This is a genomic window from Mesorhizobium sp. M0862 (genome assembly GCF_040319795.1).
Classification (GTDB): domain Bacteria; phylum Pseudomonadota; class Alphaproteobacteria; order Rhizobiales; family Rhizobiaceae; genus Mesorhizobium.
The window spans coordinates 44,497-65,075 of sequence record NZ_JAMYOJ010000026.1 but is presented as its reverse complement, the minus strand read 5'-3'; the positions used below and the strand labels follow the sequence as shown (position 1 = coordinate 65,075).

The following is a 20,579-nucleotide window of genomic DNA, read 5'->3' as shown; positions in this document are numbered from 1 at the left end:
ACACTGCCCTCGTGGGGAGGGTCGATCCGCGAAGCGGAGCGGGATGGGGGTCCTCGTAGGGCGCACCCCCACCCCGTCTCGCCATCTCCGCTTCGCTCCGACCGCGAGCCGACCCTCGCCACAAGGGGGAGGGTGGCCGCTCAGCCGTCGGTTGTCGCAGATCAGCGGAATGTACTAAGTGTCGGTCCATGGACACCGGCCTGAAGAAATACATCGCCATACGCTACAACATCGCCGCTGGCTTCAAGCCAAGCCAGTGGGACGGAAAGGGCCGCGCCAATCTCGACCCGGTCTGGCTGGTCGAGCGCCTGGCGTTGTTCGACACCTATTGCGCGTCGTCGCTCGAAGGCCAGTCGCTGAAGGATTTTACCGTCCTTGTGGCGTTCGATGCCGATACGCACGAGAACTATATTCGCACCGTGTGCAGCTGCGTGGCCGGTGTCGACGTCAGGCCGATCCTTGTCGAGGCCGGCGAGGATTACAATGATCGCTTCAATGCCTTCGTCCAGGCCGATACCGATGCCGACTATGTTTCGCTCACGCGGCTCGACAGCGACGACGCGCTGGCGCCGACCTTCATGGAGCGCGTCGAGCACTACGCGCGCCGGGAGATCGAAAAGCGTGTGGTGGACCTGCAGCCGCTCTACATTGCCTTTCCGGACGGCCAGAATTTCGACACGGCAAGCGGACGCTACACGCACCACGACTATGTCACGTCGGCGTTCGGCACGCTGGTCGAAAGGAGATCGCCGGAGATGAGCGGCGTCTACAGCGAGCACCACGCAAAAATGGCGACGCGCTTCAACACCGTCGTGGCGGCATCGAAGGGCGCGCAATGGTGCATCGTCATCCATGACAACAACGCCGCCAACGTGTTGAGGGGGAAGCCGGTCTCGGGGCCCTCCTTTACGGTGGGCCGACCGGGTGTCGAACCCGAGGTGCCAGCGCGAAGGCAAAGCGCGCCACGACAGGCAACCCAGCCCCGCATGGCGCCGCGGACCGCGGGCAACTTCATCCGGTTTCTGCTCGGACGACCGATGGCTCTGCGGAAGTAGCGGGCGCTTTACCCTCCCCCTTGTGGGGAGGGTCGATCGCGGAGCGGAGCAGGGTGGGGGTCCTCGCCAACCGTCGGCGCTCACCCCCCACCCCGTCTCGCCATCTCCGCTTCGCTCCGATTGCGCGCCGACCCTCCCCACAAGGGGGAGGGTGAAGTAGCTCAGCTCGCCAGCCGGCTCACCATCTCGTGCTGCGCATAAGCGCGCCCAAAACGATTGGCGAGAAACGCATCCAGCGCGATGTCTTCCTGCTTGACGAAACCGGTCGCCGGCAAGGTGCCGTCGGCCAGCATGTCGAGCACGGCGCAGATGCCGGAGGCGGTGGTGATCTGGATTGCGCTGCGCACCTGGCTGCCAATGCGCTGCGAATAGATCTTGTTGGCGTAGGTTTCCTGCAGCAGGCGGCCATTGCGGCGGCCCGAGACGGTGACGAAGACGATGACCACGTCCTGCAGCGTTGCCGGCAGGGCGCTCTCGAAAATGTCCTTCAGTACGTCGCGGCGGTGGCGCAGGCCGAGATCGTTGAGCAGCGCCTTCATGATCGCCGCGTGGCCGGGATAGCGGATGGTGCGGTAGTTCAGCGTGCGCACCTTGCCCTTCAGCGTCTCGGCCAGCGTGCCGAGACCGCCGGAGGTGTTGAAGGCCTCATAGGTGACGCCGTCGAGCGAGAACTCTTCGCGCTCCTCCAGCGGCGGCACCTCGATCAGCTCGCCCTCGACGATCGCCTCGCAGGGTTCGCAATATTCGTTGATGACGCCGTCGGTGCTCCAGGTCAGATTGTAGTTCAGCGCATTGGACGGGTATTGCGGCAGCGCGCCGACGCGCATGCGAACGCTTTCCAGCGTGTCGAAGCGGCTGGCGAGATCATTGGCGACGATCGAGATGAAGCCCGGCGCCAGGCCGCATTGCGGAATGAAGGCGCTGTTGCCCGACTTGGCCAGCTCCTTGACGCGGCGGGTCGAGACGACATCCTCGGTCAAATCGAGATAGTGCACGCCGGTGGCGGCGGCCGCTTCGGCGATGCGCGTGGTCAAATGGAAGGGGGCGGCGCTCAGCACGGCGAAGGCGCCGGCAAGGGCGGCCTCGAGTGCGCCCGGCGCTGCGATATCGAGCTCCAGCCCCTCGACGCCGGCGGGAAGTTCGGCCGCGGCAAACTGCGCCGCCGCGCGGTCGACAACGGTGACGTGGTAGTCGCCGCTGTCGGCGAGCATGCCTGCAATGGTGGAGCCGATCTTGCCGGCGCCGACGACGATGATTTTCTTCATGACCTTGCCCCTCGTGAAAACTCTTTGGCCCAGACCGCCGCGCGGTGGACGCGATGCCTTCAAGAATCGCAGCTTGCCTGTCGAAAGGAAGCGTGGGATCGTTCGAAATGAACCCTGCAATTGAACGATACGCCGACGAGGTTCGTCGAAATGCTCAGTGACGCCGAACAAAAACTGCTTTCCGTGCTGCGCGCCAATGCCCGCGCGTCGACCACTGAGCTGGCGCGCCAGCTCGGCGTTTCGCGCACGACAGTGCAGAGCCGGATCGAGCGGCTGGAACAGCGCGGCATCATCACCGGCTATGGCGTGCGGATGGCGCCGGACTACGAGCAGGGGCTTGTGCGGGCGCATGTGCTGCTCACCGTCACGCCCAAGCTCGCCGACAAGGTGGTGCGGGCGCTGCAGGCGCTGCCGCCGGTACGGACGCTGCACTCGGTGAGCGGCAATTTCGACATGATCGTCATCGTCGACGCGCCGTCGATCAGGGATCTGGATGCGTTGCTGGACGAGATCGGGGCGATGGACGGGGTCGAGCGGACGTCGTCGTCGATTATTTTGTCGACACGGATCGATCGGTAGGTGGAACGCATGAGCCGCTAATCTCCCCCGTGCGGGGGAGATGGCCGGCAGGCCAGAGGGGGTCGGTTCGACTGGGCTCGGCCTACCTGCCGCTGCAGAAGGAGGTTAGCGCTCCACGCGAGGCGACCCCCTCTGTCGCCTTCGGCGACATCTCCCCCTCAAGGGGGGAGATTAGCTGCTAAGCCCGCCGCCTTTCCGGCCCGCTATCCAGCCACGCCACATCCTCCGCCGACAGCTTGATATCCAGCGCCTTCAAACTGTCCTCCAACTCGTCCAGCGTGCGCGGGCCGATCAACGGCACCGACGGAAAAGGCTGCGCCAGCACATAGGCGAGCGCGATGTGGATCGGACTTTTGCCCAGGCGCTGCGCCAGCTCGATGGCGCGGTCGCGGCGGCCGAAATTTTTCTCGGAATACCAGACCCGCACCAGCTCCTCATTGTCCTGCTTGTCGCGGCCGGCGCGGTCGGTGAAGAAGCCGCGGCCCTGGCTCGACCAGGCGAAGTTGGGCATCTGCCTTTTCGTCAACCAGGATTTCCAGTCGTCGGTGGACGAGGTGATGCAGCCGGCCCAGATCGGTTCCAGCATCTCGGCCAGCGAGAAATTGTTGGAGAGCACGCCGGGCTTCTGCTTGCCGGTGCGCTCGGCATAGGCAATCGCCTCGTCCATGCGCGCCATCGTCCAGTTCGAGCCGCCGAACGGGCCACGGATGCGGCCGGCCTTGACCTCGGCGTCCATCGCATCGACGAATTCGCCGACCGGCACATCCGGGTTGTCGCGGTGCATGAAATAGAGGTCGACATGGTCGGTCTGCAGCCGGTCCAACGACTGGGCGAGCTGCTTGCCGATGACATCGGGATAGCAGAGCGGCGAGTGGGCGCCCTTGGCGATGATCACCGACTGCTCGCGCACGCCGCGATTCCTGAGCCATTGGCCAAGCAGCGTTTCGGTGTAGCCGGCGCCGTAGACATAGCCGGTATCGAACAGATTGCCGCCGGTCTCGAAGAAGGCGTCGAGCAGGATTGCGCCCGACGAGAAGGTGCGGAAATCCTCGAAGCCGAGCGCCACCACGGAGGCCGGCTTCGACAGGCCCGGAATCTTGCGCTTGCCAATGGCCGTGCCGCCGGTGCGCAGCGGCCGGCCCGAAATGGTGTTGGTTCGCTTAGCCGGCTTTTCGATCTCATATTCCAGCCCAACGGCGGCGCGCCATTTGTCGAGCACACGCAGCGTGCCAAGACTGTCGGCCCAGGCCATGCCTGGCCAGGCGAACTCTTGTTTCCCGGCCAGGATCGCCTCGCCGGCGGCGTCGACCTCGAAGGAATAGAGATGGCGGGTTTCGTTGAGGCTGATGGTCTCGCGCGTGTCGTCGGCGAGAATTACATCGATCCGGCCAGGGCCGCCATCGCGGTTGGCGCCGCCGGCGAACCAGAAATCCGGCACCTCGATGCGGCCCTTGGTGCCGAGGATGCGCAGGACATTGTCCTGTTTGAGCGAGATGCTGCAGGATACCTCGGCAACGATTCCACCGGGAAAATGCAGCAGCGCCGAGGCCCATTCGTCGACGCCGGACTTGCCGAGATGGGCGGTGCCGACAACCTTGTCCGGCTCGGCGAAGGGTTTGCCTGTGGCAGCGCCCGCGATCAGCCGCACCATGGAGACGGGATAGCCGCCGACGTCGAGAATGCCGCCACCGGCGAGATCGTTGGCGTAGAGCCGGTGCTCGGGCATGAAGCCCGGCATGGCGAAGCCGAAGCTCGACTTCATCAGCCTGACATCGCCGATGACGCCCGACTTGATGAGTTCCACCAGCTTCGCCGTCTGCGGGTGAAGCCGGTACATGAACGCTTCGCCGAGGAAGGTGCCAGCCTTGCGCGCGGCATGGATCATGGCGTCGGCCTCGAAGGCGGTCAGCGCCAGCGGCTTTTCGCACAGCACATGCTTGCCGGCTTCCGCCGCCTTGATTGCCCATTCGGCATGGCCGGGATGCGGGATGGCGATATAGACGGCATCGACCTCGGGGTCGGCGAGCAGCGCGTCGTAACCGTCGAGGATGCGGGCGCCGGGAAACGTCTCGGCCAAGCCTGCCTTGCCGGGATTGCGGGCGCCGAGCGCCACGATCGTGCCGGTGCGCGAGCCTGCCACGCCGCGGGCGAACGCTTTGGCGATGTCGCCGGGCCCGAGTATCCCCCAGCGGATGGGCGCGGTTGCAGTCATGGTCATTTCTCCTTGCAAGGCTGGAAGGGCTCAGCGCAGCCGCTGGCCGTTTTCATCGAACAGATAGGATTTGCGGATGGACACGGTGATCTCCTGGGTGTCGGGGACCTTTGCCGCGTCGCGCTGGATCACCAGGTCTTCGCCATGGGCGGTCCTGGCATAGATGAAGCTGGTGCCGCCGAGATGCTCGACCACGTCGATGCCGACGGTGAGGTCGGCGTCGCCTTCGCCGCCATTGCCGAAATGTTCGGGCCGCACGCCGACAATGACCTTGGCTCCTGTTTGCGGCACGGCCCCGGTCAACGGTTGCATGATGCGGGTCTTTTCCTCGCCCACCAGCTCGACGGTGACGCTGCTCGTGTTGCGCCCGACGACGCGGCCCTTGATGAAATTCATCTTCGGCGAGCCGACAAAGCCGGCGACGAACTGGTTGTCGGGATTGTCGTAGAGATCGAGCGGCCGGCCGATCTGCTCGACATGGCCGCCGCGCAGCACCACGATCCGGTCGGCGAGCGTCATCGCTTCGGTCTGGTCGTGGGTGACATAGATCATCGTCGTGCCGAGCTCCTTGTGCAGGCGCGAGATCTCGACCCGCATCTGGACGCGCAGCTCGGCGTCGAGATTGCTCAACGGCTCGTCGAACAGGAAGACTTGCGGTTCGCGCACGATGGCGCGGCCAATGGCGACGCGCTGGCGCTGGCCGCCGGACAATTGCCTCGGCCGCCGCGCCATCAACTCTGTGATGCGCAGGATTTCGGAGGCCCGCTTCACCCGCCGCTCGGTGTCCTCCTTGGGGTTGCCGGTCATCCTGAGGCCAAAGCTCAGATTCTGCTCCACGCTCATGTGCGGGTAGAGCGCGTAGGACTGGAACACCATGGCGATGCCGCGCTCGGCCGGCTCGACATCATTCATCACCTTGCCGCCAATGGCGATCTCGCCGCCGCTGATATCCTCCAGCCCGGCGATCATCCTGAGCAGCGTCGATTTTCCACAACCCGACGGGCCGACAAAGACGACGAACTCGCCATCGGCGATATCGATGTTGGCGCCATGGATGATCTCATAGACGCCGAAGCGTTTTACGACATTGGTGAGGGTGACTGCCGCCATATCGCTCTAGTCCTACTTGACGGCGCCGGCGGCGATGCCGGCGATGAAATGGCGCTGCAGCAGCACGAAGACGACCAGCATCGGTACGGTCAGCATGACGGCGCCGGCCATGATGCCGCCCCATGAGACCTTGGTCAGGCCGATCAGCGTGCCGAGCGCCACAGGGGCCGTCATCGCGCCGGGCTGGCTGTTGATCAAAAGCGGCCAGAGATAATTGTTCCACGAGGCGAGGAACAGGATGATGGCGAGTGCGGCCAGCATCGGCCGCGCCAGCGGCAAAGCGACGAACAGGAAGATACGCCATTCCTTGACGCCCTCGACACGTGCCGCGTCGAAAAGGTCGGCCGGCATCATCGAGAAAGCCTGGCGCATGAACAGCACGCCCAGCGAATTGAACAAGGGTGGCACGATCAGCGCAATCCAGGTGTTGGCGAGCTGGAAGTCGCGCGCCACCATGATGAATTGCGGGATCAGCACCACCGCATAGGGCAGCGTGATGGTGCCGAGGATGATCGCCACCACCGCGCCCTTGCCGAAGAACTGATAGCGGGCGAGCGCCCAGCCGGCCATCGAGGTCAGCAGCACCGAGAAGAAGGTGTAGGTCACCGCCACCGCCACCGAAATGCCGATAGCGCCGACGAAATTGGTGTCACGCTGCAGATTGTTGAAATTGTCGACGAAATTGCCGTGCGGCAGAAGCTCGATGCCGGGGCTGAAAATGCCGTTGTCGGGCATGGTCGAAAACACCACCATCATCCACAGCGGAAACAGCCAGATCACCGCCAGCGGCGTCAGGACCAGATGTAGCAGGACGCTGCGGCCGAGCCGGCGTTGCGAGAGCGAACTCATTTCGGCGCCCCTCTCATTTCGGCTCTCTTGTCAGCCACAGCTGCACCAGCGTGATGGCGATGGCCAGCCCCGCCATGGTGTAGGCGACGGCCGAGGCATAGCCGAAATTGAGCGAACGAAAACCCTGGCGGTAGAGCAGCAGGCCAAGCGTCTCGGTGCCGCCGCCGGGACCGCCGCGCTCCGTGATCAGGAACGGTTCGGTGAAAAGCTGCATGGTGCCGATGATCGACAGCACGGCGCAAAACACGATGACCGGCTTGAGCAGCGGCAGCGTTATGTAGAAGAACTGCTTGAGCTTGCTGACGCGGTCGAGCGTCGCTGCTTCATAGACGTCCTCGGGGATCGACTGCAGGCCGGCGAGCAGGATGATGGCGTTGTAGCCGGCCCAGCGCCAGGTTACCGCGATCATGATCAGCGCCATGGCCGGTGTGACGTTGGAGAACCAGTCGATCTTGGCCAGGCCGACGCCGGCGAGGAGCTTGTTGATGATGCCGAAATCCAGGTTGAACATCAGCCGGAACACGGCGGAATAGGCGACCTCGCCGACCACCACCGGAGCGAAGAAGGCAAAGCGGTAGAGGCCACGTGCTTTCAGCAGCGGCGAGTTCAGCAGTACCGCCATGATGATCGCCAGCGAGATCATCACCGGCACCTGGATCACGAGGATGAGCAGCGTGTTCTTCAGCGCGTTGAAGAAAGCGGGGTCGCCGATCAGGCGGCCCCAGTTGAACGTCGGCGCAAAGCGCCAGGGCACCGTGCGCGTCGCCTGGAAGGAAATCATGAACGAGGAGATGATCGGCCACACCCAGAAGATGGCGAAGATCAGGAGGTAGGGCGTGAGGAAGCGATAGGCCGTGGCGTTCTGGTAGCGCATGGTTCCTCCTCCTTCCTTTTGTTTCTTCCTTCTCCCCTTGTGGGAGAAGGTGTCGCCGAAGGCGACGGATGAGGGGTGTTCCAGGAAACGCCAACGTTTCACTCCGCTGGAACACCCCTCATCCGTCTCGGCGCTAACGCGCCGATCCACCTTCTCCCACAAGGGGAGAAGGGGAAGTGGCGCCTACTTGACCGGCAGTCCAGTCGCCGCCGCGATCTGGCTGGCGGCGTCGTCGAGGGCGGCCTTGGCATCGGGATAGCCGCCGCCGAGATATTTGGTCTGCACGGCGCGCATGATGATTTCGGCGTCGCTCTGGAACGGCGTGCCGCGGCTCGGCACCACCTTGGGCAGCGTGGCGAGAATGTCCTTCCACACTGCCTGGCCGCCCCAATAGGGCAGGCCCTGCGAGACGTAGGGGTCGTCGAGGGCCGAGATCAGTGACGGCACCAGGCCGAAATCCCTGAGCATGGTAATCTGGCCTTCATTGGTCTCGAGCGTGTATTTCAGATAGGCGTAGGCGGCCTCCTTGTTCTTCGAGGATGAGGTGATGGCGAGCGACGAGCCGCCGAGATTGGCCGCGCGGGGGCCGTCGGCGGTCAGGCTCGGCATTAGGTAGACACCCCATTTGCCGTTTTCGCCGGCGGATTCGGTGCGGATGGTGCCCTCATACCAGCCGCCATAGACCTGGGTGGCGACGGTGCCGGCGGTGTTGTTGGTGATCTTGGTGCCCCAGTCGGCCGACGAGATGATGCCGGCGTCCTTCATGTCCTTGATCTTGGCCAGCGTGTCGACGCATTTCGGCTGGTTGACGGTGATCGACTGCCCATCGGCGGCGAAATAGCCGCAGCCCTGTTCGTTGGAAATCATGCGGAAGAATTCGGTGTCGCCGTTGAAATCGGCATTGGTCATGGTGACGCCGGGATTGGCGGCCTGGACCTTCTTGCCGGCGGCGATGAAATCGTCCCAGGTCTTGATCGAGGCCGGATCGACGCCAGCCTTCTCGTAGAAGTCGCGGCGGTAGAAGGCGGCGACTGGGCCGGAATCCCACGGCATGGCATAGGCCTTGTCGCCGACCTCCAGTTCGGTGCGCTTGAAATCCGGGAATTTCTTCTGGTCGTCGGCGGTGTAGCCCAGCGTGTGCAAATCGACGAAGCAATCGGGGAACTGGCTCCAGTAGTTCTCGGCCTCGCCGTTTTCGATCGAGACGATATCGGGCAGGCCGACGCCGCCGGCCGCACAGCCGGCGATCGACTTGTCATAGGTCGGCTGGTTGCCGAGATCCTGAACGGTGACCTTGACGTCGGGATACTGCTTGTTGAAGCCGGCCACCGTCGCCTTCAGCGACGAAGCGGCGATATTCCAGCTCCAGATCGTGATTTCGCCGGACTGCGCCAAAGCTGGGGCTGAGCCCAGGCCAAGCGCCAGCGCGGCACAGATCAGTGTCGTGCGCATTGAAATCCTCCCATTTCATTTGCTCTCTCTTCGAGAGCATGGCTAGACTAGGCGGCGCGGAAGGCTTGTCCCTGACAACGGGAATAAAAGATGGGCGGAAAGTAAGATGCCGGAACGGCCGTTTTACCAGCCTGGCGCCAGCAGCGTCGAAGGCCTGCCGATGGCTTTGCAGATGTTTCACAACCATCCGCTGGTGATGCTGAAGCCGCACTGGCATGCCCAGGTCGAGGTCAATTTCATCGTCCGCGGCAGCGTGCATTACCGCATGAACGAGCACGAGATCTCGCTGTCGGCCGGCGACATGTGCCTGTTCTGGGGCGGGCTGCCGCACCAGATGGACGATCTCTCCGACGACGCCATCTATGCCGGCGCGCATCTGCCGCTGGTGCATTTCTTCCGCCTGCATCTGCCGACGGATGTCCGCCACCGGCTGATGACCGGCGCCACGCTGGTGACATCGGCGACCGACCAGGCCGACCATCACAATTTCGAACGCTGGAACCGCTATTTCCGCTCGGGCGATCCGGCGATAACCGAGCACGCCGTGAACGAGCTGCTGCTGCGGTTGGAGCGGGTGCGCTTCGAGCCCTACCGGCTGGTGCCGGAAACCGCCATCGGCCAGGAACCCGGCGGCCCGTTCGACCAGCAATCGCTGCGCAATGTCGGGCGCATGTGCGACTTCATCGCCGAGAATTTCCTCTACGACATAGACTGCGTCGACATTGCCGCTGCCGCCGACATCCACCCCAAATACGCCATGAGCATTTTCAAGAAATCGACCGGCATGACGCTCAACGAATATATGAATCTGCTGCGGCTGAGCTACGCGCAGGCGCTGCTGATGCATGAAGACGCCAATGTGCTGCGCGTCGCCATGGATTCAGGCTTTGGCTCGCTCAGCGCCTTCAACAAATCCTTCCGCAAGCTGGCAGGGATGTCGCCCTCGGATTTTCGCCGGGGTGCGGTGGGCCGATAGGTTCAACGGTCATCTTGATCAACCCGCAGCCGTTCCGGGTGGAAACACGTGCAAGGCTAATCGCGACCGCCTTTGTCGGATGCGATCATCAACTTGGAGAAAGTTGTCAGCGACTTCGCGTTTCATGAGCGCCTGGGGTCGACCTGGCTCTGGCGTTGTCATTTCAAGCCGGGACCGGTGCCCTCCGCCCGAGGAAACCCGACAATTACCGCCAGCCCAGGCCGGCGATCCTCCAGCGCAATCGTTGCACCATGCAGGTCGGCGATGGCCCGCACCAGGCTGAGGCCAAGGCCGCTGCCGGGCGTGGTGCGGCTGGAGTCCAGCCGGTACAGCCGCTGGAACACTTTTTCGCGCTCCTGCGCCGGGATGCCGAGGCCGTTGTCGGCGACCTCAGCCACGATGCGGTCGTCCTGCCGCGTCACCGATATCTGGATCGCCGTGCCATCAGGGCAATGCCGCAGCGCGTTTTCCACGAGATTGGCAAACAATTGCGTCAGCAGGTCGCGGTCGCCGTGGACCAGGCATGGGGTGCCGTGGACGATCGTGGCCGACAGCGACTTGCCGTCATCCTCGGCGACACCGGCATAGATTTCGGCGATGGCATCGATGACGCCGTTGAGGTCGAGATCGACAAAGCGCGCCTTGCGGGCGCCGGCCTCGATCTGGGCAATACGCAACAGCGCATCGAAAGTCTCGTTGATCTGCAGGCTTTCCCCACGTGCCTCCGCCAGCTCATCGGCAACGGCCTCACCCCGCGCGGTCCTGTCGGCCGCAGCTTCCAAAATCATCTGCAGCCGGTTGAGCGGCGTCTTCAGATCATGCGCGATGTCGGCGCTGACCTGGCGCATGCCGTCCACCAGCGCCGCCAGCCGCTCCAGCGCGGCGTTGACCTGGCGCGAGACGCCGTCAATGTCGTCGCCATTGCCGAGCAGTGGAATGCGGGCGTCGAGCCGGCCGTTGGAGACATCGTCCATGGTGGCGGCTATGCCGTCGAGGCGGCGCTGCACGCGCGACGCCAGCAGGGCGCCGCCGGCCACCCCAAGGCCGGAAATGATCAGGGTGGCCCAACCGAAGCTCATCAGCACGATGTTTTCCAACTCCCTTATCTCAGACAGCGAGAAGGCGACGGTCAGGCTGTTCGGCCCGACCGAACCGGACCAGGCGCGGTACATGGTGCCGGGCGTCACATCGGGCAGGGACGCTGCAAAATCCGAAAAGCCATCGGGAAGGTCGGCGGCGGTGAAATTCCCGGCCAGGCGATTGCCGGCGGGATCGGTGAGCGAGAACAGCTGTTCCTTGCTCGGGCTGAGCGCGGCGTGGCTGTCGACTGCCGAAACCAGATCCTCCCGGTCGTTTCCGGCATAGGTCACCGCCACGACCGAATAGGTCTCCTTGACCGACTGGTCGAGCTGCTCGGCAAGATCCGCGCTCATCAGCTGGTAGACGATGGCGCCTGACAGGATGAAGGCGAGCACGAACAGCAAGGCGAAGGTCAGGGCCAGCCGAAACGGCGTGCTGCGCAGCAGGCGAGAGCCTGTCTCAGTCATAGTGCGTTTCAGTCATGGCAAGCTTCAGTCATGGCAAGTTTCTGTCATGCCGCGCCTCAGTCGTGAACACTGTAGCCAGTGTTGCGCACGGTGTGGATCAACGTGGTTTCGAACGGCCTGTCGATCTTGGCGCGCAGCCGGCTGATATGGGTTTCGACGACGCTGGTCTTGGGGTCGAAGTGAAAATCCCAGACCCGTTCCAGAAGCATGGTGCGGGTGATGACGCGGCCCTCGCCGCGCATCAGCACTTCGAGCAGGCTGAATTCGCGCGGCTGCAGGTCGATCGCCTGGCCCTGCCTGGTGACGCGGCGCTGGATCAGGTCCATTTCGAGGTCTGCGATGCGCAGCGTCGTCTTCAGCTCCTGCACCGCAGGGCGACGGCCGAGCGCGTTGATGCGGGCGAGCAGTTCGGAAAAGGCGAATGGCTTGACGAGATAGTCGTCGCCGCCGGCCTCGAGCCCTTCAACCCTGTCGTCGACGCCGCCGACCGAGGTCAGAAAGATCGCCGGCGTGCGCACGCCCGCCGCCCGCACCGCCTTGATCATCGACAGGCCGTCGAGGCCGGGCAGCATGCGGTCGACGACGATCACGTCATAGGCGTCGCGTGTCGCGGCAAACAGCGCGTCATGCCCGTCGCGCAGCAGATCGCAGACATGCCCGGCTTCGCTCAGGCCCTTGACGACATAGTCTGCGGTCCTGGGGTCATCCTCAACAAGGAGAAGTCGCATCTCTGTTCCGGTCTGTTGCCGAGGCTTTGCCAGAGCGGCATGCTAGCACCGGCGGCGGTCCGTTCCTAGAATATCCGCCGGCGCCTGGTCGCTCGTGGTCGTTGCACATGTCCATAAGTGTCATCCGACCGGATCGCGCGCAGGGACAAGCATCCTGCGCAGCACGGCGTCTTTCAGAATAAAATGATGGAAGAGTGCCGCACCGGCATGAATGCAGATCAGAACGATGAATACCGGCTTTGCCCAAGTATGGACATCGCCCATCCAGCTCCAAACATAAAAGGCCAGAAGCCCGGAAACAGGAGCGGCAACGAGAAGGCCATAGAACAGCGCATGCGTTGTGCGTGAGGCGAAAGCCATCCATTTCGGCATTGTGGATTGCGGCTTGGGCGCACCGATGAAGAGGCGGACGGCCAGTCGCACGAACACCAGCAACAGGATCGCCAGGCCTACCCAGTAATGGGCGGACCCCATGGTCTGCCCGTAGGACGACAGTTGGCGTCTGTCCGCTGCCGCATCGACATAGATTGTCATGTTTTCGCCGAACAGGAGCTGGAACAGGACAAGCGCCGCTATCATCCAATGCAGGCTAATTTGGAGGCCGCTATAACCGGATTTCCTGGAGTTCATTCTTCCGTCCATGAGGTGAGCGCGATAGCTGCCCAGGGCGACCCACGGCAGGGATCCATTGACGTTTTGGCGCGTTCTCGTCGCGTCAAGCGGGCGTGCAGGTGCTTGCATCTACTCCGATTCAAGCAGGATTTTGTCGGCCTCGCCGGTGCCCTTCTTCAGACTCATATAGAGAACGAGGGCGACGATGCAGCCCAGGAAGATCATGCTGGTGAAGGTGGTGCCGAAGCCGAGGCCGCCATATTCGACCGGCTGCGACAGCAGGTCGCCGAACGAGGCGCCAAGCGGCCGCGTCAGGATGTAGGCCAGCCAGAAGGCGAGGATGGCGTCGAGGCCGAAGGCGAAATAGCCGAGGGCGATGAAGACGATGACCGCGCCGAACAAGAAGCCAGTCGTGAGATAGCCAATGTCGAACGTCTCGGCGACAAGGTCGCCGGCCGCGGTGCCGAGCGAAAAGGTGAACAGGATCGCCAGCCAGTAGAAGATCTCGCGCCTGGTGGTGACGATCGTATGGATGGAGAGCGTTCTTTCGCTGGCGTACCAGACCGCGAATGTCGCGGCGAGCAAGACCGTGAAGGCAATCGTGGTGGTTTGCAGACGGACGCCGAAATTGTCGACCAGATTGTCGGTAATCAAGGTGCCGACGACGCTGATCAGCACCACCGCCAGCCAATAGGCCCATGGCACATAACGCTTCTGCGCGAATTGCAGCGCCAGCGCGACGACAAGGATGCCGGTCATGATCAGCGAGGTGACGGTCAGTCCGAAGCCAAGATTGACGGCCAGATAGTCGGCCGCCGTCTCGCCCATGGTGACCGCCAAAAGCTTGATCAGCCAGAATTCGACGGTGACATCAGGGACCCTGTTGGGTGATGCCAGTGCGGCGGGTGCAGTGCTTGCAGACAAGAGCATGATGGGATCCTTGTCGTTTCGGCGGGGACGGGCCTATTCCCCGGTACGTGCGGCGAGGCTTGGTCTTACTTCCCCATGATCTTCATGGCCTGAGCGAAGAAGTCGTCGGCGCGCTTGTCGTCGTCGGCATTGCAGCGCTCGACGCCTTTGGCCTCGAGATCGGATACTTTTGTCTTGTCCGCGGCGCTCAGCGCCGCCAAGGCTTCCGCCGCGCGCAGGTCCTTCAGAGCGTCTTCGCAAGGCGTCGCAGCGGAAGCGGCTGAAAAGACCGGGTTGGCGATGGCAATGGCGCAGAGCAAGAAAGCGAGGGTTAGCTTTTTCATGCTGGTGTTCCTGTCTTGCGCCGATATCCAGGCGGTGTTGAAACGATGTCCGGCAGGTCGGCCGGCATAAGGACTATGGGCAGGCGACCTCGCCGCAATCTGTCCGCCCGCTTACAAATTCGTAAGAATGGCTGAAATTCCTGCCGGTTGCCTCGCCATCGCCGCACGGAAGCGCTAGTGGGTGGCGAGACACCGGCGCTATGAGCCCTGCCGGAGAGCAGGAACTATGATGAGCTACGCTCCCCCCAAGCCGGCAGCGAAGGCGTTCGACCAGCACAAGCGCCTGCTCGTCATACAAGTGGCGGCAGCCCTCGCCGTCATGCTGTTGCTGTTCACCAAGCCCTTTCTCGTCGAAGGCTCGGACGGGCACGAATACATTGAGGCGCTGGGCATCGGCTTCGTGCTGGTCTGCTTCCTTGGCCGTCTGTGGAGCATTCTCTATGTCGGCGGCAGGAAGAACGACGAGCTGGTCACCATCGGCCCGTTCTCGATGAGCCGGAACCCGCTCTACTTCTTTTCCACGGTCGGCGCGGCGGGCGTCGGGTTGATGTACGGCTCGGTGCTGGTGGCGGCGGCGCTGGCTCTGGTGAGCTACCTGGTGTTCCGGGTGACGGCGCGCAAGGAAGCCGAGTTCCTGTTTGGAAAGTTCGGCCCCGCCTACAGCGTCTATGCCGAACGCACGCCGCCTTTCTGGCCGAACCCGCTGCTGTTTCACGATCAAGCCGAACGCCGGTTCTCGACAAAGGCGTTGCGGCGGACATTCACGGACGGGCTCTATTTCCTGGCGCTGTTCCCGGCCATCGAGACGATTGAGCAGTTGCGGATCAGCGGCATGCTGCCGGTGTTTTTCACCCTCTACTGACCGGAGCGCCGTGCCGCGCGGCGCACGCTGTAGAGCAGGATGACGAGGCAGCCGGGCAGAAGCAGGACGCCGCCGGCAAGCGGCGGCAACGCCAGCAGCTTCACTGCCGCGGCAATCGCCACGATCAACAGCAGCGCCAACGTCGCAAGGCTGCCGTCGTCGATGAACATGCCGACGAGCTCCTTTAGAATGAGGCGGACGACGTTCATCGAGCAACTCCTTGTGCAGCCTTGGGGTAGCTGGCGCGCAACCAGCGCACCATGGCGAAGCACGCGACGGCGATGATTGCGAAGATGGCCAGCAGCGCCAGATCGGCGCCCGGCCAGTCGGTGCCCAGGCCTTCGCCGGTCCAGAAAATGCCGAAGCTTGTCAACATCAGGCCGACGGCGAATTTGAGCGCGTTTTCCGGCACCCGCGTCAGCGGCCTGTGCACCGCAAGGCCGATGATCGTTACCAGGATGAAGGCCGCCAACGCGCCAAGGCTGGCATAGAAGGTCTGTGCATGCGCGGCGCCGACGGCAATGACGATGAACACCACCTCGACACCTTCGAGCAGCACCGCCTTGAAGGCCGCGAGCCCGGCCAGATAATCGGCGCGGCGGTCATTGGCCTGCTGCTGCAAAGCGGCGGTTTCCTTTGAAAAGGCGGCGTCCTCGTCATGCAGGGCGATGACGCCGACACTGCGCAAAATGGCCTTTCTCAACCAGCGCATGCCAAACAGGACCAGGAGCACGCCGACGACGAACTGCAGCACCGCAATGGGAATCAGCGCCAGCAGCGGTCCGAAGGCCAGCACCAGAGCCGCCAGCACCGCCAGCGCCAGCGCCGCGCCTGTCAGCGCTGGCCGCCAGCTGCGGGTGACGCCGACCGCCAGCACGATGGTGAAGGCCTCGACCACTTCGACGAAGGAGGCAAGGAACGAGGCGGTCACGGTGGAAAGTATGGGCGTCAGGCCGTTCATGAAGGTTTCCTGTCTGCGGGAATCACTAGCCTGAGAAGGATACAGCGCTCCGGCGGAAGGGAGAACGCGCCGGCATCGTCGCCATGGTCTATCTGTTGCGTCAACATCGGTGGCCCGGTCGCCGGCGTTCGCTACGAGCTGCTCGGCGTCGGCGACAATTTCAAGCCGATCGTGCTAGGCCTTGTCATTGTGCTCGCCGTCATTCTGGATGCCTATCGGGAAAAGCTGTTGAGGGTGATCCGATAAAGCGCGTCGCGCTTTTTGGTTTTTGTTTTATGGATGTCATTTTCCCAGATCCGCCGGACACTCCGGGCGACATGCACTAGGGGACAAGAAATGACGACGATTGCCGATGTCGCGCGCCATGCCGGAGTGTCGGTCGCAACCGTCTCGCATGTGATGAACCGCACGCGCCATGTCGAGCCTGAGACGGCCGAGCGCGTGCATTCGGCCATCGCCGCCTTGCGCTACAGCCCGAACACGCTGGCGCGCAGCCTGAGGCGCGGCGAGACCAAGACCATCGGCCTGCTGCTGCCGGACAATTCCAACCCGTTCTTCGCCGGCGTGGCGCGCCAGATCGAGGATGCCGGCTTCCTTGCCGGCTATACTGTGATCCTGTGCAACTCCGACGGCAGCGCCGAGAAGGAGGAGCGCTACCTCCAGGTGCTGATGGCCAAGCAGATCGACGGGCTGATCTTCGCCGGCTCGTCGGATCATGCGCGGGTGTTCTCCAGCCTTCTGCCCGGCGTGCCGGCGGTGCTGATCGACCGCGAGATCCATTCGGTCAATGTCGATTCCGTGCTGGTCGATCACGATCATGGCGGCTATCTCGCCGGCCGCTATCTGGCCGGGCTCGGCCACGAGAAGATCGGCGTCATCGGCGGCCCGCGCGATTCCAGCTCCAGCCCCGCCCGCCTGCGCGGCTTCGCCAGGGCGCTGCAGGAAGCCGGCCTCGACCTGCCGCCGGCCTCGGTGGTGGATTCCGACTATCACTTTGCCGGCGGCCGCACAGCGATGGAGCGGCTGATGGCGCAGGCGCCGGGGATCACGGCGCTGTTTGCCTGCAACGATCTGATGGCCATGGGCGCGCTGACAGTGCTGCGCGGGCGCGGATTGCGGGTCCCAGGCGACATGTCGATGATCGGCTTCGACGACATACCCTATGCCGTCACCACCTGGCCGCCACTGACGACGATCGCACAGCCGGTCGAGAAGATCGGCACGCGGGCGGTGAGCCTGCTGATCGAGCGAGTTGCCGAGCCGGCGGCGCATTCGCGCCGCGAAGTGCTCACGCCGGTGCTCGTCGAACGGGAGAGCTGCGCGCCGTTGAGCGGCTGAAGTCCCTCAGGCGGCGGCCGGCTGCAGCGCTGCCCTGAGCAGCATGCCGAAGAGGTCGCGCGGCTCGTCGGGATCGGCGAGCAGGTCGAGCTCCTCGTAGAGGCCGGTGGCCTGAAGCTGGTCTCTGACATAGCGCAGCGCGGAAAAATCCTCGGTGGCGAAGCCGACGGAATCGAACAAGGTGATCTGTTCCGCCGTCTTGCGGCCTTCCGCCTTGCCGGTCATCACCTGCCACAACTCGGTCACCGGATGGTCGGCGTGGAGCTGCTGGATTTCGCCCTCGATGCGCGTCTGCGGCGAGAACTCGACGAAGATGTCGGAGCGCAAAAGGATGTCGCGGTGCAGTTCCGTCTTGCCGGGGCAGTCGCCGCCGACCGCGTTGATGTGCACGCCGGAACCGACCATGTTGTCGGTCAGAATGGTGGCGGACAGCTTGTCGGCGGTCACCGTGGTGATGATGTCGACGCCTTCCACAGCATCCTGGCCGGTCGCGCAGATGGTGATGTCAAAGCCTTTGCCGGCGAGGTTGCGGGCGCATTTCTCGGAAGCCGAGCGGTCGATGTCGTAGAGCCGCAGCCGGTCGATGCCGAGCAGCGCTTTGAAGGCGACAGCCTGGAATTCGGACTGGGCGCCATTGCCGATGATGGCCATCGAGCGCGCGCCTTTCGGCGCCAGATATTTGGCCGCGACAGCGGAGGTCGCCGCGGTGCGCAGCGCCGTCAGGATCGTCATTTCGGTGAGCAGCATCGGATAGCCGGAGCCGACATCGGCGAGCACGCCGAAGGCGGTGACGGTCTGGCGCCCCTCGCGCATGTTCTTGGGATGGCCGTTGACATATTTGAAGCCGTATAGCCGGCCGTCGCTGGTCGGCATCAGTTCGATGACGCCGTCATGGCTGTGCGAGGCGATGCGCGGCGTCTTGTCGAACAGCTCCCAGCGGCGAAAATCCTCCTCGATATAGGCGGCGAGTTCGGTGAGGAACCGCTCGACGCCGATGGTCAGCACCAGCTTCATCATGCGGTCGACGCTGACGAAGGGGACGATGGCAAGGCGGGAAGGCTGGGTCATGCAATGCTTCCGGAATGGCTGCGGGTCGGGCGGTCCATGATGCGCCGGCCCATCAGGCTGGCGGCGAGGTCGACAATCAGCGTGGCGGTGCGGCCGCGCTCGTCGAGGAACGGGTTGAGCTCGACCAGATCAAGGCTGGAGACCAGGCCGCTGTCGGACAGCATCTCCATCACCAGGTGCGCCTCGCGGAAGGTGGCGCCGCCGGGCACGGTGGTGCCGACGGCCGGCGCGATGGAGGGGTCGAGGAAGTCGACGTCGAGGCTGACATGCAGCAGGCCGTTTTCCTTTTCGACGATGGCCAGGAAGGCGCGCAGCAAAGGTGCGACGCCGTGCTCGTCAATGGTGCGCATGTCGTGCACGGTAACCCCCGCTTCGCTCAGCGCCCGGCGCTCCGCCGGATCGACGCTGCGCAGGCCCATGACGCAGATGTGGGCAGGGTCGACGGCGACAGGCAGGTCCGGGAAATAACCGTTGAAGCCCGGCCGGCCGCTGGCATAGGCGAGCGGCACGCCGTGCAGATTGCCGCTGACGGTGGTATCGAGCGTGTGGAAATCGGGATGTGCGTCGAGCCACAGCACGAAGAGCGGCCGGCCGCGTTCGGCGGCGCGGCGGGCTATGCCCGACACCGTGCCGGCCGATATCGCGTGGTCGCCGCCAAGGAAGATCGGCATGGCGTTCCGCGAAGCCGCATAGGCGGTCTCGGCTATCGCCGCCGTCCAGGCGGAAATCTCCGGTAGGGCCTTCAGCGCGAGATTGCCATGGACGATTGCGCGCACGGCGGCCGGTTGCACCGCGCCCCAGTCCTCGACCTCGTGGCCAAGTTCCGACAGCACCGAGACAAGCCCGGCCGTGCGCAGCGCGCTTGGCCCCATCTCGCATCCCATCCTGCCGGCGCCGTCCTGCACCGGCGCGCCAACGATCCTGCAGCGCATGTTTCTTGTTGTCCTTGTAAATTGATTGGGCGGTTGATGCGTGGAATGAACCATCCCGGCCCGGCAGTATGAACAGGCGAAATTGGCATTTCGAGAAGAATGATTTATCAATCCGATAAGTCAGTTTGGTCAAAGTGGATAGAATCATGGACTTGCTCGACGAAAGGCTGGTCACGCTGCTCAGGCATGATGCCCGGCGCAGCATCTCCGATCTCGCGGTCGATCTCGGGGTGTCGCGCGCCACGGTCAGGGCGCGCATGGAGCGGCTGGAAAAAACGGGCGAGATCATCGGCTACACGGTGGTGCTGCGCGCCGACGCGGTCGACCAGCGGATACGCGGCGTGATGATGATCGAGATCGAGGGCCATGCCGCCGACCGCGTGGTCCGGGCGCTCGGCGGCCTCGCCGAGGTTTCGACCATTCACACCACCAATGGCCGCTGGGACCTGGTGGTCGAACTCGGAACGGCGTCGCTCACCGATTTCGACGCGGTGCTTAGGCGGATACGGCTCATCCCGGGGATAACCGGCAGCGAGACAAGTCTGCTGCTGGCGACGCCGCGCACCACAAGGGCAAGGTTGGCGTAGCCGTCGTTCCGGCCGGCGTGTTCACGCAAAGCTTTGTGACGGATCTGGCGAATGGGTCGCCTGCCTGCGAAATCTCATTGAGGGCGGAGCTATCCTCCACGTGACGGAGGAAGCCGGCATGACGCGAGATTGCACCAGCTTGAACGGTGCAAGGACCGGATGCTTGCCACAGGCCAAGGCTGATGGCAGGATAAAAGGCCGCAACGTGCGGCCTCTGGCGGCCGTTGTGTTTCGATGGATTATGAAGCATTTTCCCAAGGTGCGGGTTCTCCTCACAATGTGCGGCAGCCTCGTTTCGCCTTGGTCGCCCTTGATTTTT

Annotated in this window: 21 protein-coding genes and 1 pseudogene; 7 read left to right on the top strand and 15 right to left on the bottom strand. The window is 63.7% G+C overall.

The window, feature by feature from the left end:
* The first annotated feature begins 188 nt into the window (after window positions 1-188).
* Window positions 189-1,055: a glycosyltransferase gene (locus tag NKI15_RS27955; protein WP_352514260.1), complete on the top strand. Its 867-nt coding sequence runs from the start codon at window positions 189-191 to the stop codon at window positions 1,053-1,055.
* Between the two features lie 161 nt (window positions 1,056-1,216).
* Here the strand turns inward: NKI15_RS27955 and NKI15_RS27950 are convergent, their stop codons facing one another.
* Complete coding sequence (locus NKI15_RS27950; RefSeq protein ID WP_023754936.1) at window positions 1,217-2,320, bottom strand: saccharopine dehydrogenase family protein; 1,104 nt, start codon at window positions 2,318-2,320, stop codon at window positions 1,217-1,219.
* A gap of 150 nt (window positions 2,321-2,470) precedes the next feature.
* Here NKI15_RS27950 and NKI15_RS27945 point away from each other — a divergent pair, with 150 nt between their 5' ends.
* Window positions 2,471-2,899, top strand: coding sequence for an Lrp/AsnC family transcriptional regulator (locus NKI15_RS27945; protein ID WP_352514277.1), 429 nt, complete (start codon window positions 2,471-2,473; stop codon window positions 2,897-2,899).
* A 178-nt stretch (window positions 2,900-3,077) separates the two neighbouring features.
* Here the strand turns inward: NKI15_RS27945 and NKI15_RS27940 are convergent, their stop codons facing one another.
* The 5 genes from NKI15_RS27940 to NKI15_RS27920 form a co-directional block, all read right to left on the bottom strand.
* Window positions 3,078-5,111 carry an aldo/keto reductase gene (locus NKI15_RS27940; protein ID WP_352514261.1) on the bottom strand — a complete coding sequence of 678 codons (2,034 nt, stop codon included), beginning with the start codon at window positions 5,109-5,111 and terminating at the stop codon, window positions 3,078-3,080.
* 30 nt (window positions 5,112-5,141) lie between these two features.
* The gene (locus tag NKI15_RS27935; protein WP_023726711.1) at window positions 5,142-6,221 is read right to left on the bottom strand and encodes an ABC transporter ATP-binding protein; all 1,080 of its coding nucleotides are present in this window, start codon (window positions 6,219-6,221) and stop codon (window positions 5,142-5,144) included.
* A 12-nt stretch (window positions 6,222-6,233) separates the two neighbouring features.
* On the bottom strand, window positions 6,234-7,070 hold the full coding sequence (locus tag NKI15_RS27930) for a carbohydrate ABC transporter permease (protein WP_023672164.1): 837 nt from the start codon (window positions 7,068-7,070) through the stop codon (window positions 6,234-6,236).
* Window positions 7,071-7,083: 13 nt separating this feature from the next.
* The gene (locus NKI15_RS27925) at window positions 7,084-7,944 is read right to left on the bottom strand and encodes a carbohydrate ABC transporter permease (protein WP_023672163.1); all 861 of its coding nucleotides are present in this window, start codon (window positions 7,942-7,944) and stop codon (window positions 7,084-7,086) included.
* Window positions 7,945-8,127: 183 nt separating this feature from the next.
* Window positions 8,128-9,396, bottom strand: a complete 1,269-nt coding sequence (locus NKI15_RS27920) for an ABC transporter substrate-binding protein (RefSeq protein WP_023747422.1) — start codon at window positions 9,394-9,396, stop codon at window positions 8,128-8,130.
* A gap of 106 nt (window positions 9,397-9,502) precedes the next feature.
* On the opposite strand from NKI15_RS27920, the gene NKI15_RS27915 reads away from it, so the two are divergent.
* Complete coding sequence (locus NKI15_RS27915) at window positions 9,503-10,372, top strand: helix-turn-helix domain-containing protein (protein WP_023730312.1); 870 nt, start codon at window positions 9,503-9,505, stop codon at window positions 10,370-10,372.
* 158 nt (window positions 10,373-10,530) lie between these two features.
* Here the strand turns inward: NKI15_RS27915 and NKI15_RS27910 are convergent, their stop codons facing one another.
* The 5 genes from NKI15_RS27910 to NKI15_RS27890 form a co-directional block, all read right to left on the bottom strand.
* Window positions 10,531-11,919 carry a HAMP domain-containing sensor histidine kinase gene (locus NKI15_RS27910; RefSeq protein WP_023747421.1) on the bottom strand — a complete coding sequence of 463 codons (1,389 nt, stop codon included), beginning with the start codon at window positions 11,917-11,919 and terminating at the stop codon, window positions 10,531-10,533.
* A 56-nt stretch (window positions 11,920-11,975) separates the two neighbouring features.
* Entirely contained in the window at window positions 11,976-12,647 is a 672-nt protein-coding gene (locus NKI15_RS27905; RefSeq protein WP_023740151.1) for a winged helix-turn-helix domain-containing protein, read from the bottom strand.
* Between the two features lie 120 nt (window positions 12,648-12,767).
* Window positions 12,768-13,388 carry a cytochrome b gene (locus tag NKI15_RS27900; RefSeq protein ID WP_245261217.1) on the bottom strand — a complete coding sequence of 207 codons (621 nt, stop codon included), beginning with the start codon at window positions 13,386-13,388 and terminating at the stop codon, window positions 12,768-12,770.
* Complete coding sequence (locus NKI15_RS27895; protein ID WP_031196754.1) at window positions 13,389-14,189, bottom strand: COG4705 family protein; 801 nt, start codon at window positions 14,187-14,189, stop codon at window positions 13,389-13,391.
* Between the two features lie 65 nt (window positions 14,190-14,254).
* Entirely contained in the window at window positions 14,255-14,512 is a 258-nt protein-coding gene (locus NKI15_RS27890) for a hypothetical protein (protein WP_023706785.1), read from the bottom strand.
* A 229-nt stretch (window positions 14,513-14,741) separates the two neighbouring features.
* Here NKI15_RS27890 and NKI15_RS27885 point away from each other — a divergent pair, with 229 nt between their 5' ends.
* A complete protein-coding gene (locus NKI15_RS27885; RefSeq protein ID WP_023685059.1) occupies window positions 14,742-15,374 on the top strand; it encodes a methyltransferase family protein in 633 nt (210 codons plus the stop codon).
* Here the strand turns inward: NKI15_RS27885 and NKI15_RS27880 are convergent.
* The gene (locus NKI15_RS27880; protein WP_023672157.1) at window positions 15,368-15,583 is read right to left on the bottom strand and encodes a hypothetical protein; all 216 of its coding nucleotides are present in this window, start codon (window positions 15,581-15,583) and stop codon (window positions 15,368-15,370) included. The genes NKI15_RS27885 and NKI15_RS27880 overlap by 7 nt on opposite strands.
* The gene (locus NKI15_RS27875; RefSeq protein ID WP_023706786.1) at window positions 15,580-16,335 is read right to left on the bottom strand and encodes a COG4280 domain-containing protein; all 756 of its coding nucleotides are present in this window, start codon (window positions 16,333-16,335) and stop codon (window positions 15,580-15,582) included. Before NKI15_RS27875 ends, NKI15_RS27880 begins: the two co-directional genes overlap by 4 nt.
* A gap of 59 nt (window positions 16,336-16,394) precedes the next feature.
* Here NKI15_RS27875 and NKI15_RS27870 point away from each other — a divergent pair.
* Together NKI15_RS27870 and NKI15_RS27865 are read left to right on the top strand one after the other, a co-directional pair.
* Window positions 16,395-16,581 (top strand): annotated as a pseudogene (locus NKI15_RS27870) (ABC transporter permease); the annotation flags it as partial.
* 90 nt (window positions 16,582-16,671) lie between these two features.
* Window positions 16,672-17,673, top strand: a complete 1,002-nt coding sequence (locus tag NKI15_RS27865) for a LacI family DNA-binding transcriptional regulator (protein ID WP_023706787.1) — start codon at window positions 16,672-16,674, stop codon at window positions 17,671-17,673.
* 6 nt (window positions 17,674-17,679) lie between these two features.
* On the opposite strand, the gene ocd is transcribed toward NKI15_RS27865, so the two are convergent.
* Complete coding sequence (gene ocd / locus NKI15_RS27860) at window positions 17,680-18,741, bottom strand: ornithine cyclodeaminase (protein ID WP_023706788.1); 1,062 nt, start codon at window positions 18,739-18,741, stop codon at window positions 17,680-17,682.
* Window positions 18,738-19,673 (bottom strand): arginase, encoded by a 936-nt coding sequence (rocF, locus tag NKI15_RS27855; RefSeq protein WP_023754932.1) that lies wholly within the window; start codon window positions 19,671-19,673, stop codon window positions 18,738-18,740. Before rocF ends, ocd begins: the two co-directional genes overlap by 4 nt.
* A gap of 146 nt (window positions 19,674-19,819) precedes the next feature.
* On the opposite strand from rocF, the gene NKI15_RS27850 reads away from it, so the two are divergent.
* On the top strand, window positions 19,820-20,260 hold the full coding sequence (locus tag NKI15_RS27850; RefSeq protein ID WP_023685065.1) for an Lrp/AsnC family transcriptional regulator: 441 nt from the start codon (window positions 19,820-19,822) through the stop codon (window positions 20,258-20,260).
* Window positions 20,261-20,579 lie beyond the last annotated feature (319 nt).

Bases quoted from the DNA above. Each gene is read 5' to 3' on its own strand.
- NKI15_RS27955 (WP_352514260.1), top strand. From the start codon at position 189: ATGGACACCGGCCTGAAGAAATACATCGCCATACGCTACAACATCGCC.
- NKI15_RS27950 (WP_023754936.1), bottom strand. From the start codon at position 2,320: ATGAAGAAAATCATCGTCGTCGGCGCCGGCAAGATCGGCTCCACCATT.
- NKI15_RS27945 (WP_352514277.1), top strand. From the start codon at position 2,471: ATGCTCAGTGACGCCGAACAAAAACTGCTTTCCGTGCTGCGCGCCAAT.
- NKI15_RS27940 (WP_352514261.1), bottom strand. From the start codon at position 5,111: ATGACTGCAACCGCGCCCATCCGCTGGGGGATACTCGGGCCCGGCGAC.
- NKI15_RS27935 (WP_023726711.1), bottom strand. From the start codon at position 6,221: ATGGCGGCAGTCACCCTCACCAATGTCGTAAAACGCTTCGGCGTCTAT.
- NKI15_RS27930 (WP_023672164.1), bottom strand. From the start codon at position 7,070: ATGAGTTCGCTCTCGCAACGCCGGCTCGGCCGCAGCGTCCTGCTACAT.
- NKI15_RS27925 (WP_023672163.1), bottom strand. From the start codon at position 7,944: ATGCGCTACCAGAACGCCACGGCCTATCGCTTCCTCACGCCCTACCTC.
- NKI15_RS27920 (WP_023747422.1), bottom strand. From the start codon at position 9,396: ATGCGCACGACACTGATCTGTGCCGCGCTGGCGCTTGGCCTGGGCTCA.
- NKI15_RS27915 (WP_023730312.1), top strand. From the start codon at position 9,503: ATGCCGGAACGGCCGTTTTACCAGCCTGGCGCCAGCAGCGTCGAAGGC.
- NKI15_RS27910 (WP_023747421.1), bottom strand. From the start codon at position 11,919: ATGACTGAGACAGGCTCTCGCCTGCTGCGCAGCACGCCGTTTCGGCTG.
- NKI15_RS27905 (WP_023740151.1), bottom strand. From the start codon at position 12,647: ATGCGACTTCTCCTTGTTGAGGATGACCCCAGGACCGCAGACTATGTC.
- NKI15_RS27900 (WP_245261217.1), bottom strand. From the start codon at position 13,388: ATGCAAGCACCTGCACGCCCGCTTGACGCGACGAGAACGCGCCAAAAC.
- NKI15_RS27895 (WP_031196754.1), bottom strand. From the start codon at position 14,189: ATGCTCTTGTCTGCAAGCACTGCACCCGCCGCACTGGCATCACCCAAC.
- NKI15_RS27890 (WP_023706785.1), bottom strand. From the start codon at position 14,512: ATGAAAAAGCTAACCCTCGCTTTCTTGCTCTGCGCCATTGCCATCGCC.
- NKI15_RS27885 (WP_023685059.1), top strand. From the start codon at position 14,742: ATGAGCTACGCTCCCCCCAAGCCGGCAGCGAAGGCGTTCGACCAGCAC.
- NKI15_RS27880 (WP_023672157.1), bottom strand. From the start codon at position 15,583: ATGAACGTCGTCCGCCTCATTCTAAAGGAGCTCGTCGGCATGTTCATC.
- NKI15_RS27875 (WP_023706786.1), bottom strand. From the start codon at position 16,335: ATGAACGGCCTGACGCCCATACTTTCCACCGTGACCGCCTCGTTCCTT.
- NKI15_RS27865 (WP_023706787.1), top strand. From the start codon at position 16,672: ATGACGACGATTGCCGATGTCGCGCGCCATGCCGGAGTGTCGGTCGCA.
- ocd (WP_023706788.1), bottom strand. From the start codon at position 18,741: ATGACCCAGCCTTCCCGCCTTGCCATCGTCCCCTTCGTCAGCGTCGAC.
- rocF (WP_023754932.1), bottom strand. From the start codon at position 19,673: ATGCGCTGCAGGATCGTTGGCGCGCCGGTGCAGGACGGCGCCGGCAGG.
- NKI15_RS27850 (WP_023685065.1), top strand. From the start codon at position 19,820: ATGGACTTGCTCGACGAAAGGCTGGTCACGCTGCTCAGGCATGATGCC.